The organism is Sporosarcina sp. FSL W8-0480, assembly GCF_037963765.1.
In the GTDB taxonomy this organism is placed as follows: domain Bacteria; phylum Bacillota; class Bacilli; order Bacillales_A; family Planococcaceae; genus Sporosarcina.
In genome coordinates this window covers 2,561,637-2,578,520 of the sequence record NZ_CP150166.1, presented here as the reverse complement: position 1 = coordinate 2,578,520, position 16,884 = coordinate 2,561,637, and the positions used below count along the sequence as shown (strand labels likewise).

The 16,884-nt window shown below is 41.4% G+C and carries 17 protein-coding genes and 1 other annotated feature; of the genes, 12 read left to right on the top strand and 5 right to left on the bottom strand.

Annotated elements, in window-relative coordinates; translation table 11 throughout:
- From dnaI to NSQ43_RS13340, 6 genes are all read left to right on the top strand, one after another.
- Positions 1-945, top strand: coding sequence for a primosomal protein DnaI (gene dnaI, locus NSQ43_RS13365; protein ID WP_339250949.1), 945 nt, complete (start codon positions 1-3; stop codon positions 943-945).
- A 499-nt stretch (positions 946-1,444) separates the two neighbouring features.
- On the top strand, positions 1,445-3,385 hold the full coding sequence (gene thrS, locus NSQ43_RS13360) for a threonine--tRNA ligase (RefSeq protein ID WP_339250947.1): 1,941 nt from the start codon (positions 1,445-1,447) through the stop codon (positions 3,383-3,385).
- A gap of 575 nt (positions 3,386-3,960) precedes the next feature.
- Positions 3,961-4,108 (top strand) — a sequence feature (ribosomal protein L20 leader region).
- A 107-nt stretch (positions 4,109-4,215) separates the two neighbouring features.
- Complete coding sequence (gene infC / locus NSQ43_RS13355; protein WP_301242853.1) at positions 4,216-4,722, top strand: translation initiation factor IF-3; 507 nt, start codon at positions 4,216-4,218, stop codon at positions 4,720-4,722.
- Between the two features lie 26 nt (positions 4,723-4,748).
- Positions 4,749-4,949: a 50S ribosomal protein L35 gene (gene rpmI / locus NSQ43_RS13350; RefSeq protein WP_041075504.1), complete on the top strand. Its 201-nt coding sequence runs from the start codon at positions 4,749-4,751 to the stop codon at positions 4,947-4,949.
- Between the two features lie 49 nt (positions 4,950-4,998).
- Positions 4,999-5,358, top strand: a complete 360-nt coding sequence (rplT, locus tag NSQ43_RS13345; protein ID WP_339250941.1) for a 50S ribosomal protein L20 — start codon at positions 4,999-5,001, stop codon at positions 5,356-5,358.
- Between the two features lie 137 nt (positions 5,359-5,495).
- Complete coding sequence (locus NSQ43_RS13340; RefSeq protein WP_339250940.1) at positions 5,496-5,792, top strand: DUF1294 domain-containing protein; 297 nt, start codon at positions 5,496-5,498, stop codon at positions 5,790-5,792.
- A 23-nt stretch (positions 5,793-5,815) separates the two neighbouring features.
- On the opposite strand, the gene NSQ43_RS13335 is transcribed toward NSQ43_RS13340, so the two are convergent.
- Positions 5,816-6,199, bottom strand: a complete 384-nt coding sequence (locus NSQ43_RS13335) for a sigma-w pathway protein ysdB (RefSeq protein ID WP_339250938.1) — start codon at positions 6,197-6,199, stop codon at positions 5,816-5,818.
- Between the two features lie 93 nt (positions 6,200-6,292).
- On the opposite strand from NSQ43_RS13335, the gene NSQ43_RS13330 reads away from it, so the two are divergent.
- From NSQ43_RS13330 to NSQ43_RS13315, 4 genes are all read left to right on the top strand, one after another.
- Positions 6,293-6,778 carry a dUTP diphosphatase gene (locus NSQ43_RS13330; RefSeq protein ID WP_339250937.1) on the top strand — a complete coding sequence of 162 codons (486 nt, stop codon included), beginning with the start codon at positions 6,293-6,295 and terminating at the stop codon, positions 6,776-6,778.
- An 84-nt stretch (positions 6,779-6,862) separates the two neighbouring features.
- On the top strand, positions 6,863-7,357 hold the full coding sequence (locus tag NSQ43_RS13325; RefSeq protein ID WP_339250935.1) for a helix-turn-helix domain-containing protein: 495 nt from the start codon (positions 6,863-6,865) through the stop codon (positions 7,355-7,357).
- Between the two features lie 6 nt (positions 7,358-7,363).
- Positions 7,364-8,215 carry a metallophosphoesterase gene (locus tag NSQ43_RS13320; protein WP_339250934.1) on the top strand — a complete coding sequence of 284 codons (852 nt, stop codon included), beginning with the start codon at positions 7,364-7,366 and terminating at the stop codon, positions 8,213-8,215.
- 183 nt (positions 8,216-8,398) lie between these two features.
- A complete protein-coding gene (locus tag NSQ43_RS13315; RefSeq protein WP_339250932.1) occupies positions 8,399-10,078 on the top strand; it encodes a formate--tetrahydrofolate ligase in 1,680 nt (559 codons plus the stop codon).
- Positions 10,079-10,134: 56 nt separating this feature from the next.
- Here the strand turns inward: NSQ43_RS13315 and NSQ43_RS13310 are convergent, their stop codons facing one another.
- Positions 10,135-11,832 carry a M3 family oligoendopeptidase gene (locus tag NSQ43_RS13310; protein ID WP_339250930.1) on the bottom strand — a complete coding sequence of 566 codons (1,698 nt, stop codon included), beginning with the start codon at positions 11,830-11,832 and terminating at the stop codon, positions 10,135-10,137.
- 193 nt (positions 11,833-12,025) lie between these two features.
- On the opposite strand from NSQ43_RS13310, the gene NSQ43_RS13305 reads away from it, so the two are divergent.
- Together NSQ43_RS13305 and NSQ43_RS13300 are read left to right on the top strand one after the other, a co-directional pair.
- Positions 12,026-12,316, top strand: coding sequence for a DUF6509 family protein (locus NSQ43_RS13305; RefSeq protein ID WP_339250928.1), 291 nt, complete (start codon positions 12,026-12,028; stop codon positions 12,314-12,316).
- 117 nt (positions 12,317-12,433) lie between these two features.
- On the top strand, positions 12,434-13,417 hold the full coding sequence (locus tag NSQ43_RS13300) for an NAD(P)/FAD-dependent oxidoreductase (protein ID WP_339250926.1): 984 nt from the start codon (positions 12,434-12,436) through the stop codon (positions 13,415-13,417).
- A 34-nt stretch (positions 13,418-13,451) separates the two neighbouring features.
- On the opposite strand, the gene NSQ43_RS13295 is transcribed toward NSQ43_RS13300, so the two are convergent.
- From NSQ43_RS13295 to NSQ43_RS13285, 3 genes are all read right to left on the bottom strand, one after another.
- Entirely contained in the window at positions 13,452-14,558 is a 1,107-nt protein-coding gene (locus NSQ43_RS13295; RefSeq protein ID WP_339250924.1) for a DUF5808 domain-containing protein, read from the bottom strand.
- The gene (locus NSQ43_RS13290; protein WP_339250922.1) at positions 14,555-14,944 is read right to left on the bottom strand and encodes a GntR family transcriptional regulator; all 390 of its coding nucleotides are present in this window, start codon (positions 14,942-14,944) and stop codon (positions 14,555-14,557) included. Before NSQ43_RS13290 ends, NSQ43_RS13295 begins: the two co-directional genes overlap by 4 nt.
- Before the next feature lie 79 nt (positions 14,945-15,023).
- Complete coding sequence (locus NSQ43_RS13285) at positions 15,024-16,517, bottom strand: polysaccharide deacetylase family protein (RefSeq protein ID WP_339250921.1); 1,494 nt, start codon at positions 16,515-16,517, stop codon at positions 15,024-15,026.
- Positions 16,518-16,884: the final 367 nt, after the last annotated feature.

Sequence of the window (16,884 nt, the reverse complement as noted above, 5' to 3'; positions counted from 1 at the left end):
TTGGAGAGAATCGGAAATGCAATGAAGCGAGTATTCAATACTTCGGACTTAACAGCAAGATATGAACAATTAAGGAATGAAGTGATGGAGTCCCCAGGCGTCCAACAGTTCATCACCGACCATTCAGATCAAATTGATAAGTCTGTAGTCGACAAAAGTTTAGGGAAATTATATGAATATACTACTGCCTCCCATCGATGTGATAAATGCCCGAATATCGATGGCTGCGTCAATGTGATGAAAGGGTTTGAGCCGAGGCTTGTGCTCAGCCAGGGGTTCATAGATCTCGATTATATAAAATGTCCGAATAAACTTGTCGACGATGAACGCCGAAATATATCCAGCATGATCAATAGCATGTACATGCCTAAGGATGTCATGGAAGCACGCCTGAATAATCTGGATCTCGAACACGATGACAGTAGGTATATTGTTGCTGAGGTTACAGCACAATTTTTTGCTGAAATACGCGACGAAGAAAAGTTGCCTGAAAGAGGTCTTTACATTCACGGTCCATTCGGGACAGGAAAGTCCTTTATTTTAGGCGCAATCGCAAATGAGCTTGCCAATCTTCGCATTCGGACCGTTGTTGTATATCTCCCCGAATTCTTACGGGAAATGAAACAATCGATCCAAGATCAGACGTTAAATGAAAAAATCGACTTCGTAAAAAAAGCAAAAGTTTTAATGTTAGACGACTTCGGGGCGGAGTCCATGTCTGCATGGGCCCGTGACGAAGTAATTGGGACGATTTTACAATACAGAATGGCAGAAAAACTTCCGACATTCTTTTCGTCAAATTTCAATTACGACGAACTTCAACACCATTTAACGTACACTCAACGTGGCGAGCAAGAAGAAGTCAAGGCAGCACGAATTATGGAACGCATTAAAACTGTTGCAAAACCTGTACAATTGAAGGGGAAAAACAGGAGAAATATGTAGGAGGATTTATCCACTTGCAAAATTCTTAAACATTCCTTATACTAATGGATATTATATTCGAAAATGTGTTGAAGAGGACATGAGTCGGTTAATCCACTACCAGAGAACAGGGTCATTTGGCTGGAAGCCCTGAAGTGAAGATGATCGATTTACCACCTTGGAGCAGCGTCGGCGAACTTTTTTAGTAACCGATGACGGACCCGGCCCGTTAGCCGTTTCGAGCTTCATCTTTCCAGCTTTATTATGTATGCCTGGATAGAAGGAAGAAGGGTGGAACCACGAGCAACAGCCTCGTCCCTTTATTGGGATGGGGCTTTTTTGTCGTTTTTTATTAAGGGAGATTCGTTGATTGAAGCGGAAGGCGGCGACTCCTGCGGGAAAAGCGTCAGCATAAGACCCCGCAACGAAGCGTAGCGGAGTGAGGAGGCTGAAGCGACGCCCGCGGAAAGCGTCCGCCTGCAGCGAAAATCAACATTTTATAATATAAGGAGTGTTTGCAATGACAGAAAATATTCAATTGAAATTTCCAGATGGTGCGATAAAGGAATTTCCAACAGGCACAACAACAGAAGAAGTAGCAGGCTCCATCAGCCCCGGCCTTCGTAAAAGCGCATTGGCAGGTAAAATTGGCGACAAGCTTATAGACCTTAAAACACCAATTCATGAAGACGGAGACATCGCAATCATCACACCGCAATCTCCCGAAGCCCTTGAAATCCTACGTCACAGTACAGCTCACTTATTAGCACAAGCTGTAAAACGCAAATTCCCTGACGCGAAATTAGGAATCGGCCCAGTAATCGACAACGGTTTCTACTACGACATCGATTCTCCAACGCCAATCACAGCCGAGGATCTACCTGAATTAGAAAAAGAAATGAAACGCATCATTGGTGAAAACTTAGCCGTAACACGTGTAGATGTCTCCCGTGAAGAAGCGGAAAATCGTTTCAAAGAAATCGAGGACCCATACAAAATTGAACTGTTGGAAGCAATACCGGAAGGGGAACAAGTATCCATCTACGAGCAAGGCGAATTCTTCGACCTTTGCCGTGGAATCCACGTTCCGTCTACAGGCAAACTAAAGGAATTCAAACTGTTAAGCATCGCAGGTGCATATTGGCGCGGAGATTCTAAAAATAAAATGCTCCAACGAATTTACGGAACAGCTTTCTTCAAAAAAGAAGAACTGCAAGAACATCTTCGCATGTTAGAAGAAGCGAAAGAACGTGACCACCGTAAAATCGGGAAAGAATTGAATTTATTCACAAACTCACAAAAAGTAGGTCAAGGTCTACCACTTTGGCTACCAAAAGGTGCAACAATCCGACGCATCATCGAAAGATATATCGTGGACAAAGAAGTAAAACTTGGTTATGACCATGTTTACACACCAGTTTTGGGAAGCGTAGAACTATATAAAACTTCAGGACACTGGGGCCACTACCAAGACGGAATGTTCCCTGTAATGAGCATGGACAATGAAGATCTCGTTCTTCGTCCGATGAACTGCCCGCACCATATGATGATCTACAAAAACGGCATTCACTCATACAGAAACTTACCAGTACGTATCGCTGAATTAGGAACAATGCACCGTTATGAAATGTCGGGAGCACTTTCCGGACTTCAACGAGTCCGCGGAATGACTCTAAACGACGCTCACATCTTCGTCCGTCCTGACCAAATCAAAGAGGAATTCAAACGTGTAGTCCAGCTCATCATCGACGTATACAAAGACTTCGGCATTGAGGACTATTCCTTCCGTCTATCCTACCGTGACCCGGAAGACACTGAGAAATACTTCGACGACGACGAGATGTGGGAACGTGCACAAAGCATGCTAAAGGAAACAATGGATGAATCAGGACTTCCTTACGTCGAGGCAGACGGCGAAGCTGCATTCTACGGTCCGAAACTCGACGTACAAGTGAAAACAGCAATCGGCATGGAAGAGACATTATCGACTGTCCAACTCGACTTCCTTCTACCAGAACGTTTCGATCTAACTTACGTAGGAGAAGACGGCAAACAGCATCGCCCAGTCGTCATTCACAGAGGCGTAGTCTCAACTATGGAACGCTTCGTTGCATTCCTGATCGAAGAATACAAAGGCGCATTCCCAACATGGCTTGCACCGGTTCAAGTCGAAGTCATCCCTGTTTCACCTGAAGCCCACTTCGACTACGCAAATGAAGTACGAGAAAAATTAGTAGCATCAGGATTCCGTGTCGACCTTGACAGCAGGGACGAAAAAATCGGATATAAAATCCGCGAAGCACAAGTCCAAAAAATCCCGTACATGTTAGTCTTAGGCGACAAAGAAGTCGAATCGGGCGAAGTGAACGTACGAAAATACGGCGAACAAAAATCCGAAAGCATGCCATTCGACGACTTCCTAAACCTAATACAAGCAGACGTCTCCCACGAAAACGAATAAAATGAACGCGGGAATAAAAAAGTAAATCAGCAACTAATTTCGCGCCAAATGCTCTTAAACAAATAAAGGCACTTAAAAATAACTATCAAAGTAGCATTTATGCGTATTTGCAGGCATTTATGAGCTTTTAAAACGATTTATGCGTAACTAGTCACCAACTTATGCGTATCTACAACGATTTATAAGCTTTTCAATCGATTTATGCGTTTTTAAAGAGGTTTTTCTAAAGAAGAGATAATAAGTATTAATACTTTCCGTTGATTGAAGCGAAAGGCGGCGACTCCTGTGGGATTAAGCGCGATTGGTGAGACCCCGCAGTGAAAGCCGTTACGAAGAACGGCTTTTGCGAGTAAAAGCGCAGCGTTACGAGCACCTGGGATGGGATGCCTTAATTTCTGCAAAAGGCGCAGAAATACGGCAAATCGAACTCTTCGTGGTTCGATTGGCTCACCCGCGCCCCACGGAAAGCGTCCGCCTGTAGCGGAAATCAACTGTTTGCTAATCAGATTTTAAAAATAAAGTTGACAATGAATAAATAAGATGATAGACTTATTAAGGTTAATGAATACAGTTTGTGGTATAAGAAGGAGCTGCCCGCTTCTCACCTGATCGACGCATAACGTTGTTGACAGGTAGCACATCAGTGAACGTGCCGCGCATCCATTTGCGCGTACACATAAGCGGGTAGACAAACATCATGTTTGTCTACTTTTTTTATTGTCCGGCTCTTACTAAACGAATGAACTATGGGACCGTCGAACACTGGGCGGTATACCCAAACCGTGTATTCGTGAGACAACATTCGGAGGTGGATTACTATTAGCAAAGACATGTACGTAAACGAGGGCATCCGTGCCCGCGAGCTTCGCCTTATTGACCACAATGGCGACCAGCTTGGAATCAAATCACGCAACGAGGCACTTGAAATCGCAGCGCGTGCGAATTTGGACCTTGTCCTAGTCGCACCAACAGCAAAGCCACCAGTAGCCCGTGTTATGGACTATGGAAAATTCAAGTTTGAGCAACAAAAGAAAGAACGTGAAGTGAGAAAGAACCAAAAAATCATCAACGTCAAAGAAGTACGCCTAAGCCCGACAATTGACGAACATGATTTCCAAACAAAACTTCGCAACGGTATCAAATTCTTGCAAGCAGGGGACAAAGTGAAAGCGTCAATCCGTTTCCGTGGTCGTGCAATCACGCACAAGGAAATCGGTCAACGCGTTTTGGACCGCTTTGCAGAAGAATGCAAGGAAGTTTCAACGGTTGAAGTCAAACCGAAAATGGAAGGCCGGAGCATGTTCCTAATACTTGCCCCGACTGCCGAAAAAAAGTAACACGAACGATTTAGGAGGAACAGATCATGCCAAAAATGAAAACTCACCGCGGATCCGCGAAACGTTTCAAAAAAACAGCGACTGGTAAAGTTAAACGCGGCCGTGCTTACACAAGTCACCTTTTTGCCAACAAGTCAACTAAAGCGAAACGCCACTTGCGCAAAGCTTCACTTGTTTCTTCAGGCGACTACAAACGCATCCGTGAAATGATCACATACATGAAATAATTTGTAAACCATTAAAACATTCTTTAGGAATAGCAGGAGGTAATGAACTATGCCACGCGTAAAAGGTGGAACAGTGACGCGCAAGCGCCGTAATCGAGTATTGAAATTAGCTAAAGGCTATTTTGGATCAAAACATAGACTTTATAAAGTAGCAAACCAACAGGTCATGAAATCATTTAACTATGCATACCGTGACCGCCGTCAGAAAAAACGTGATTTCCGCAAACTTTGGATTACACGTATCAACGCGGCTGCACGTATGAATGGTCTTTCATACAGCACAATGATGCACGGTCTTAAATTGGCTGGCATCGAAGTAAACCGTAAAATGCTTGCTGACCTTGCAGTAACAGATGCTCAAGCATTTGCACAACTTGCAGAAACAGCAAAACAATCAGTTGCAAAATAATTTGATTGAATTTTAAAACCTCGCGCCGAATTACCGGACGCGAGGTTTTTTAGCATATATAAAAATAAAAGAAAAAATAGTTCTTCTTCCTTTGTCTGTTCAATAAAGTGTAGAATAGGGGTAGGGGAGTTGAGATGATGCAGGCAGTGATAATTAGTTGGATTGTATTCCTATCCATATGGTCATTTGCAGCAATGGGATATGATAAAAGACAGGCAAAAAGAAAAAGAAGCAGAATCCCGGAGAAAAATCTTTGGATATTAGCAATTTTTGGTGGGGGAATTGGTGCATATATCGGAATGATGGTATTCAATCATAAAACGAGATATACCAATTTTCGCATCGGATTTTTAGTACTAGCGATTATCTACATAAGCATCATCGTGTATAGCCTCGGTATCGACCTATTTGGAATGGATAATCGAAATTTATGAAATTGAAAAAAGCCCGTCAGTACTCAACGGGCCTTCATTAACTTTTCAATGGGATTTTTCCAGCTGATTTCAGCTTTCGGATAGTTTGAATGGATTTCAGAGGATAAAAAATGGAAGTCGTCTTTCGAAAATCCTTGTAGCTTCGTTTCATCCTTTACCCAAACAAAGATCGAAACGACTTCAAAGGAATCTTCAGTTGTCCCTAAATACTTTTCACCTTCAAAGAGGGCACCTTTATATGTGATAAAGAAATTCTTCCTTACATTTTTAACATCATCATAAAAATAATATTGTTCTTGTTCATACGCCTCGTCCAGTTTCCGTTTAGGGTCGAATAAATATCGAATGCCCCGATAGAATAGATAGACGATGAATGCGATGATGACAAAACGGATTATCAAGGCCATAATAGCATCCCCTCACAAATATAGATATAGTCTTATACCTATACGGATGAGAATCAGTTTGGTTTCAGGATATTTTTATTTTGGAGGATTTAAATGAACTTTTCAACCTTATTTACGATGCAAAGAGAATTAGATACTTTCATACAAACAAATCAGGACGTTAAAAGAGATGTATTTAAAGAAAAAGGGCTTGCCCTTGTCGTTGAGCTCGCAGAATTAGCAAATGAGACAAGATGCTTTAAATTCTGGAGTACAAAAGGTCCATCTGAACGAGCAGTGATCTTAGAGGAATACGTCGATTCCATCCATTTTATTTTATCACTCGGCATAGAAAAGGGTTTCGATACTCTTGATGAATGGCCAGTGGGCGAAGTGAATGGTGAATTGACAGAAGTCTTTATCCATACGATTTCCTCGATTCAGTCATTCATCAATGAGCCTACGCTTGGAAACTATGAAAACTTGTGGATTCATTATGGTTCAATAGCTTCAAAGCTTGGCTTTTCTTATGCGGAAATAATTAATGCCTATATAGAGAAGAATGAAGAAAATTATAAGAGGCAACATACAGGCTATTAATTATTTAATAGAAAAATAATTAATATTGACATGGCGACCTGTGGAAAATATTATAGAGATAAGTAAATAGGAGGAGGCATTACCGTGAACGATTGGAGTAAAGAAGACTTTGGAGTAAGGCTAAAGGCCCTCAGGGAGCAAAGAGGCTTATCAATGATGGCCTTTGGCGCGGCAATAGGTACATCAGCAAGTAGGATTAAAGATTGGGAGAAAGGAAAGAATGCCCCCTCAGCTGCCTGGATTGCGAAAATCTCAGACAGATTTAATATTTCAACTGATGAACTGATTTTAGGGGATCCAAATACATCTCGTGCATTTACTACAAATAGTTCTTCAAATGTCGATATGCTCTATGAACGATTACGTGAGAATTTAAGTATCGGCAATGTTGAAGATGAGCAAGATGGCAACTTAACAGAATTATATAGTTCAATCGACGCGATGAATAAGGACCGCTATCGTAGCGGTAGAGGTAGACGGCTTGCAGAGCGTGAACTACTTACAATCTTGACTGAATTACCTAAAAAAGATGTGTTAGAATTATTGGAGCTTGCCAAAATTAAGAAGCGTTGGATTTAAAGAGTAGTGATACGAGGAAAGTTAAAAGCAATACTTATCATTTTAATACTTATACTTTTAGTTGGCTTATATCTTTATAAAGAAAATTCCTCGATAGGAGTCACCTTTCACGAAATAGAGTCATTAAGGCTACCAACGCACTTCGATAATTATCGGATTGTTCAATTGTCGGATATCCACGATTCGGAATTCGGCGAAGACAACTCAAAGCTTGTGGATAAAGTGAAACAACTATCCCCGAACGCGATATTTATAACGGGGGATTTTATCGATGGAAATCGATACGATTTGGAAAAAAGTTTGAAAATCATTACACAGTTACAATCCGTTGCACCCTTTTTTTATGTGACTGGTAACCATGAAGTTTCCACGAATGATGTTGAATTTATCAAAACACAGTTAGAACAGTTAGGTGTACATGTGTTGACCAATGAGTCCTTACTTATTGGTGACGAAGTAAAAATTGCCGTCGGCGGCATCGATGATCCGCTGTCCAGTATTCAAACAGAGGATCAGTATGTGGAAACGGCTTTGGATATAGCTTTTGAAAATGTCCCGGATGATATGTTTAAAATGCTATTATCACACCGTCCTTATGAGTTAGATCGTTATGTGTCAAGGAAAATCGATCTTGTCTTCAGCGGCCATGCACATGGGGGACAGATCAGAATCCCGGGAATTGGTGGAATAATTGCCCCCGGTCAAGGATGGTTCCCTGAATTCACTTCAGGCATCCACGAAAAAAGTGGTACCCATCTAATAATTAGCCGTGGTCTTGGAAATAGTATTGTTCCAATCCGAGTATTCAATCAACCCGAAATTGTAGTAGTTACATTAAAGTCACTATCAACTAAATAATCATAGTCATAAGCGCAAAGAATAGTCTTTGCGTTTTTTATTATATGTATGAAAATATTTTGATAATGTTGTATGATAGAATTGCAGACAATTTGTGAATTGTCATGATTAAGTTAATCTTTTAAGGGTCATAGTTTGGGATTTAATCTATACTGAGAGTAAAAGGGAAGGGTTGGGGTTATTTTGACGGAAAAAGCAAAACCATTGACAGATCTATCAATTGCAAACGCGGCAGTCATGAAGCCTATTTTGGAAATCGCGGAAAATGCGGGTATTCCTGAAGAGGCAGTGGAACCATATGGTCGTTACAAAGCGAAAATCGATGTTAGCAAATTGCCTGTTGCCCAATCGTTTGGGAAGGTGGTTTTAGTGACAGCAACAAGCCCGACACCGGCGGGAGAAGGGAAATCCACTGTAACTGTCGGCTTGGCTGATGCATTGTCAAGGTTAGGTGAGAAGTCGATGATTGCTTTGCGTGAGCCGTCACTTGGTCCAGTTATGGGAGTGAAAGGCGGCGCAGCAGGGGGTGGGTATGCACAAGTATTGCCAATGGAGGAAATTAACCTTCATTTCAACGGTGATATTCATGCAATTACAACAGCAAATAATGCGCTAAGTGCAATTATAGATAATCATATTCATCAGGGGAATGCACTGGGTATCGACCCAAGAAGGATCACTTGGAAACGTGCACTTGATATGAACGATCGTGCGTTAAGACATATTACAATCGGCCTTGGAGGTCCTACACAGGGGGTTCCAAGAGAAGACGGATTTGACATTACGGTAGCTTCAGAAATCATGGCTGTATTCTGTTTAGCTACAAGCCTCAGTGACTTGAAAGAGCGTCTATCACAGATGGTGATCGGATACACCTATCAGAAAGAAGCAGTTACTGTTAGAGATCTTGGTGTTGAAGGTGCACTTACATTATTGTTGAAGGAAGCTTTCAAACCGAATCTTGTACAAACAATTGAAGGGACTCCTGCTTTAATCCACGGTGGCCCATTCGCGAATATCGCGCATGGCTGCAACTCGTTGATGGCAACAAACACTGCAAGGCAACTTGCGGATATCGTCGTGACGGAGGCTGGCTTCGGATCAGATTTAGGTGCAGAGAAGTTCGTGGATATTAAAGCGCGTAAAGGTGGATTTGCACCAGATGCAGTCGTAGTTGTAACGACAATCCGTGCTTTGAAAATGCATGGCGGGGTAAATAAAACGGACCTTGCTGCAGAAAATGTCCAAGCAGTAATGGATGGAATCGTGAACTTGGAAAAACACTTGGAAACAGTCAGGGCTTTCGGAGTTCAACCGGTTGTAGCATTGAATCGCTTTATCACTGATTCCAGAGCGGAACTTGACTATGTCCTGAATTGGTGTAAGGATAAGGGCGTACGTGCCGCATTGACGGACGTATGGGGCCTTGGAGGCGAAGGTGGATTAGACCTCGCAAAACATGTGTTGGAGCTTATCGATGAACCAAATGACTTTGCACCACTATATAATGTCGAACAGTCTGTAGTTGAAAAAATTACGACTATCGTGCAAAAGGTGTATGGCGGTAAAGGTATCGTCTTGACGGATAAAGCAAGAAAAGATCTGATACAAATTGAACAAAATGGTTGGGATATCCTTCCTGTCTGCATGGCTAAAACACAATATTCGTTTTCAGATGACCCTAAGAAACTTGGAAGACCGGAAGACTTTACGATTACAATCCGTGAAATCATTCCAAAACTTGGAGCTGGATTCCTTGTTTGCCTAACGGGGGACATTATGACAATGCCAGGATTGCCAAAAACTCCTGCAGCACTTCATATGGATATCGATGAAAAAGGAAATGCAGTAGGATTAATGTAATAATTAAAAACGGAATTTAAAAGGGCTGCCGGGAAAATGGCAGCCCTTTTTGCATCTTATAATGCTTTGTCATCAACCGAGTTTAACCAGTCTTCGATAGATCCTACTACCGATTCGACACAGCCGTCTTCAAATGGTGAAATGAGGTTTGCTTCCCCAACAAGATCCGTGAATTTCTTAGAACCGCCCAACTTGCAAAGGTGCAAGTAATCATTCCAAGCTTCTTCCCGATTTTCGAATGAACGCTTCCAGAATTGGAAAGCACATATTTGAGCCAATGTATAGTCAATATAATAGAATGGCGCTTCATAAATATGAGATTGACGTTGCCAAATCGAACCTGCTTCAAGATATGGATTACCGTCATAATCCCGCATTGGCAAATACGTTTTTTCGATTTCTTTCCATGCAGCCTTACGCTCTGCAGGCGTCATTTCTGGGTTCTCATATACGATGTGCTGGAATTCATCAACTGCAACTCCGTATGGTAAAAATAACAATCCGCTGCTTAAGTGTGCGAACTTGTATTTTTCCGTTTCTTCTTCAAAGAATAGCTCCATCCATGGCCAGGTGAAGAACTCCATACTCATCGAATGGATTTCAGCACCCTCGTGCGTTGGCCAAACATATTCTGGAATTCCGATGTTTCGGCTGCAATATACTTGGAAAGCGTGGCCCGCTTCGTGTGTCAGGACATCGATGTCACCGGATGTACCGTTGAAGTTCGAAAAGATGAATGGCGAATCATAGTCATCGATGAATGTGCAATATCCGCCTGTCTCTTTCCCTTTCTTTGCTTCAAGGTCAAGAAGGTGCTTGTCCGTCATATACGTGAAGAATTCATTTGTTTCCGTTGAAAGCTCAGAATACATCTTTTTACCGTTTTCAATGATCCAATCTGGTGAGCCCTTCGGTGTAGCATTTCCGCTTAGGAAGTTAAGGGATTGATCATAGAACTTTAATTCGTCTACACCGATGCGGTCCGCTTGGCGCTTGTACAACTTCGTTGCAAGCGGCACAATATGATCGCGGACTTGGTCACGGAAGTTCTTTACCATTTCGGCATTATAACCAATTCTGTTCATACGTGCATAGCCTAACTCTACAAAGTTAGCAAATCCAAGCTTCGTTGCGATTTCATGTCTGACTTTGACAAGGTCGTCATAAATACGGTCGAACGCTTCGCCGTTTTCCGCGTAGAACGAGTAGGACGCCGTCATGGCTGCTTTTCGTACATCTCGATCTGTAGATTCCGCATAAGGTCCCATTTGTGCAAGGGTTAATGTTTTCCCATCGAATTCGATTTGAGCGGAAGCAACGAGTTTTGCGTATTCAGTCGTTAACTTATTTTCTTTTTGAAGCAATGGAAGGACTTCTGGCGAGAAGGATTTAATTGCATTATCTGCCAAGGCAAATAATTGTGAGCCCCATTTTTCTTCAAGCTGATTGCGGAAAGGAGTTACGACCAATTCCTTGTAGAAGGCTGTCCCAAGCTCCTGGAATTCAGGTCCGATTTCATCAAAGAATTCTCGCTCTTGTTGATAGAACTCGTCATTCGTGTTGATGGACGAGCGGATATAAGCCAAGTTGGCATGTGTGGAATAATTACTTCCGATGGCATTCAGCTTTGCGATAACTTCGTTCTGTTCCTCAAATGAATTTGCGGAACGGAATTGTTCAAGCAATTCGTTGAATTCACTTTTGATGCTTTCCATGTCCGGTCTTGTGTACTGATACTCTTCAAATTTCAACATACTCCTACCCCCGTTTGTTTAATGTGAAAATTATTCACTATCTTCATTGTTCATCAATCAATTAGAAAATGCAAAAGAAAAATTGGGGAAATTAGGATTTATTTAATATCGTCCTATCGGAAGGCCTTTAATTGTGCTCTGCATTCGAGTTTGTTGTAAAATAAGGGGAGTAAATAATGTAAGGGTGTGCGAGATGGAAGTTATTGAATACAGTATGGAAGAACTGATCGATCCGACAGGGATTCTTTCAGGAAGACGTTTTGAATTCCGGATATATGTGAAGTTCGACGAGGAAGATGAGCTTTACACGGAGCAAGGGACCGGTGTCCGGGTTATCTATGCGATAGATGGTGAGGAAGGTAAAGTTGCGTCCTGCAATCTGTTTGAGCGGGAAACTGACAAGGTACTTGACTTTGCACTTGAAGAGGACGAGGAAGCTGCAATTGCGGCATTCTGCGAGGAGCATTTAACGGAAGACTACTAAACACATAATGTGTTTTTATTTGAAAAGTAGTAGATAATGTGTAGAGTAGATAGGTGAGGATACACCAAAACAGTTTTCGCATGCATCCTAAGTCAAAGAAAATTGGAGTGTTTATAGATGAAGAATGAAATAGTCGATATTACAATTATAGGCGGGGGACCAACTGGACTTTTTGCATCTTTTTATGCAGGCATGAGGGAAATGTCCGTTAAAATAATCGATAGTCTTCCTCAACTTGGTGGGCAGCTTGTCGAACTTTATCCGGATAAATATATTTATGATGTCGGTGGTTTTCCTAAAATCCTTGCAAAGGATTTGGTTGCAAATCTTGTAACGCAAGCACATTATTCTAAACCTGAAATCCACCTTGGGGAAACTGCGATTTCCGCTGAGCGTAATGGGGATCATTTTATCCTCAAAACGGATAAAGGTACTCATTTGACACGTACGATTCTGTTAACGGCTGGAATTGGTGCATTCCAACCACGTAAAATTGGTTTGGCGGAAGAAAGTGATTTTGAAGGAAGCACTTTGCATTACGGCATAAAAGATCTTTCTTTATTTAAAGGTAAAGAAGTACTTATATGCGGTGGTGGGGACTCGGCTGTCGATTGGGCGCTAATGCTTGAAGATATTGCTTCAAACGTGTCACTTGTCCATAGACGCGAACGGTTTACTGCTCATGAAACAAGTGTTAACCAGTTGATGTCTTCAAAAGTGAATGTCCTTACTTCACGTGCCGTTAAATCGATCGTTGGAGAAGGCGGTAATGTAAAAGAAGTCGTTCTTGCACAAAAAGATGGCCAAGAAGAGAGAGTCGCTGTCGATCACGTAATCGTCAATTACGGTAATATTTCATCACTTGGTGCGATAAAAGAGTGGGGACTTGACATGGATCGAAACTCCATCCTTGTCAACTCACGGATGGAAACGAATATTGAAGGGATCTATGCCGCGGGTGATGTAACAAGCTACGATGGTAAAGTGAAGCTGATAGCTGTTGGATTAGGGGAAGCCCCTACTGCAGTAAACCATGCCAAAGCATATATCGATCCGAAAGCAAGACTTCAACCATTGCACAGCACAAGTGTATTCAACTAAAAAAACCGGCCAATGCCGGTTTTTTTTTTGAACTTTATAATAAAAATGATATTACCAAAATGATCAGAAGTGGCCCAATCAAAACCAAATATCCGATTGGATTGCCGAAATTGATCGTCCAACCGACCCCGAACCTCTTTTCAACAAAGATGGATGGGTCGTTTTTGTTTACATAAAACACACCGGCCTTCCAGTACTGGTCATCATCCAAATCCGTAATGCCCGGTGTTTCCTCATCGACAACCTCGGTATGGATACGAGAACCCCCTTGACCGACTTTGAAAGCGTAAAATGCGGTCGCAAGCAAGATGACGAGTAAGAAGGCAAGCGGTAACACCATCATTATCATTGACCCTGCAAATTCACCATGAATTGTTGTCATCTGGAAGAAACCGAAAAGGATTGTTATCAATATAGTCGTTAAAAACATGAACCAGCTTGTATATTTTCGAAAGGATAATTGCTGGATGCGGGATGACTTTCTTCTTGCAGCGTTTAGCTTTACACCGGATTTCTTTGTGAACGTATTGATCGCCACCATCATCCCTTGCATGACAAGTAAAATTAGTAAAAGTGCAATGACGGAGAATGGATTTTTTTCTGTGAAGGCATCGGGTTGACCATCTGGACCCCAATGGGTAGGAATCATGTCTGGCATAGCTGAATATTGGCTAATGGTATAGGCGATTAGTCCGATCGTAATGGCCATTGGCAACGCGAAGATTATTGAAGGAAGCATTTCATCATTGGAACGGCTCGCTAAATCGGCAACTCGAACCTTTTTAAGATTTTCTCCCCATTTCATCTCCCGTTTTCGTTTTGTCGTTTGTATATGGAAATATAAATAGAGAATCATGCTTACAAAGAGAATGCCAAACTGAACAATGAGTCCACTAATTACTATTTTTTCCTCCTGCAAATCACTACCAAAACCTTGAAATACTAATAGAAGTATACCAATCAATCCAGTTAACAGAATAATTGTTGAATAGATTTTTTTGTAGCTGGACAATTTCTCGTCTTCAACATTCGTTTCGGGTATCGTTACACCGAATACGATAGTTTTTTTAAGCAATCGTGGAATTGCGGCTTGAATCAGTGTTAAAAAAATAATGATTGCAAGAAATATGGATACTGTCATTCTTTTCCCTCCCTAATTTCTGAAATGATTGACGTTGCGATTGATAAAATTTCTTCCTCATCCATTCCGTAGACAATCGATTCTGCAAGGAGCGGTTTCATAAATTGCTTTATATGGTCGACTTGAGACACGCTTGGTCCACTGTTTGAAATTGAGTTAATAACAGCACCCGACTTGGGAATGATTTGAATGATGTTTTTCCGTTCTAATTCATGATATGCCTTGTTTACTGTATGCATGTTAACACCGAGATCAGCTGCCAGGGAACGGACCGATGGCAAAGCTTCGGAAGGTTGTAATGTTCCAGCTGCTATCAACTCGATTAATTGATTAGCCAATTGTGTATAAATCGGTATTTCCGATGTCGGTTCGATTTGAATGAACAATCTAATCCCTCCAATCTGTTCTAATCTTATTATAACAAGTGATTCTCGAAAAAGATAGAAAAACCCTTGAACAAATTGTTCAAGGGTTTGATAATAACTCTGAAACTGTGACGAATTGATAACCTTCACTTTCCAAATAGGTGAGTGCAGCATCGAGGCCGTCTGCTGTCGATTGGTGGATGTCGTGCATAAGAATGATGCTGCCATCTTTTGTATTTTGTTTTATGTTCTGAATCATTTTTTGTGAGTTACGATGCTCCCAGTCACGTGTGTCCACATCCCATAAAACGGTGGGCAGACTCAAATGCTTGCGTACTTTTTCATTCACTGCGCCATATGGAGGCCTGTATGCTGTGACTTCTGCTCCGGTCACCTGTTCAATTATTGCTGTCGTTTCGTTGATTTCTTTTGCCATCCGCTCAGGAGTCAATTTCGTTAAATCTGCATGATTCCAAGTATGGTTAGCCACTTCATGGCCTGCATCGAAAACTTCTTTAGCAATTTCCGGATAATACTCTACCCGACTGCCTAACATGAAGAATGTTGCTTTTGCATTATGCTTTTCAAGTATTTCTACTATTTGTCTTGTCACCTTTGGGTCGGGACCGTCATCAAATGTTAAAGCTACTTTTTTTCCATCTGTAATGGTTTCAGTTGACTCTTCGGAATCCTCAACTTCAATAGCGTCTTCTGATTCGGTATTCTCAGTCGTAGAATCCTCTTCCTTTTCAAGTGACGAGTCATCCTTCGAAGATTCGACGCTTTTCGGTTTAAATGTATCCAACAGAAGGTTAGCTGATTTATTCATAGATAAAGAGATGATAATTGGTCCAACGGAATCATCAGCTATCGTATTTTCGTCAAAGTAAAATATAAGTGAATCATCGGTGACCGCGTAGTACTGGAAATTTCCCCAATTAGGTTCTGTATATTGTTCCAATTGTTCCAAGTGAAGATGCTTCGTTAACGCTTCGTCGGTTTGGATTTCCGCTAATACCCAAGCAGACAATTGGCGTAATCGATCAATATCACCTTCTAACAAATCAGCTATCGAATAGCTATCTCCTGTTTCGGGATTTAGATGGAAGGTACGAATTTCTGTAGTTCCTTTAGTTGAATCACTGAAATTACTGTTATTGACGAGTACGAAAGAATAGTTACCTGAAGAATGTGTTAAGGTTTCGTAGGATATATTCAATTCACCTTTTGTGTTTTCATCAAGAAGACTTTTGTTTTTCATCGTTTCCATATATTCTTCTTGGACGTTCGTGACATAATTTAGAACTCTTTCATTAAAAGAATCAATTGTACTTTGAGGATATTGTATAGCAAAGGGGGCTTTTTTGTCATTTGATGTTTTGGTTACGATTTTAATGCCTGGATAATTGGAATCTATCACTTCGGTTTCTATTGAATCCACCACAGGGTGTTCCTTTTCAATGGGAGTTGAAGCGGTTTGATTTTTATTTGGTGATAAGGTTAAAAGAATAGCGGCAACTGTCAATAGAATGATAGTTGATGAAAAGATAATATCGATCCAAATGGAACGTGTTTTATGGCGTGGTTTTTTCATATTGCGGGACTCCCTTATTGAAATTTCAAAAGACCGTGATCACTCAGACCTTCTATTTTGTTAGACGTGGATATGTAGTGGATAGTTTCAGATTCTCGAAAATAATGTCGAATCTTCGATACTTATAGTATACACCATCATTGCTATGAAACAATTAGATTTAAAAGGAAAAGATTATATTATTTTATAAAAAAATCTTACGCTTGGAGTGCAGGGCGGCGACTCCTGCGGGAAAAGCATGAGCTGAAGACCCCGCAGGAGCGAAGCGACGAGGAGACTAAAGCCATGCCCGCGGAAAGCGTCCGCCCGGAACGGAAAGCATTTACATTGGTCAGTTATAATTAATAAATGCTTTTTCAATATCGGG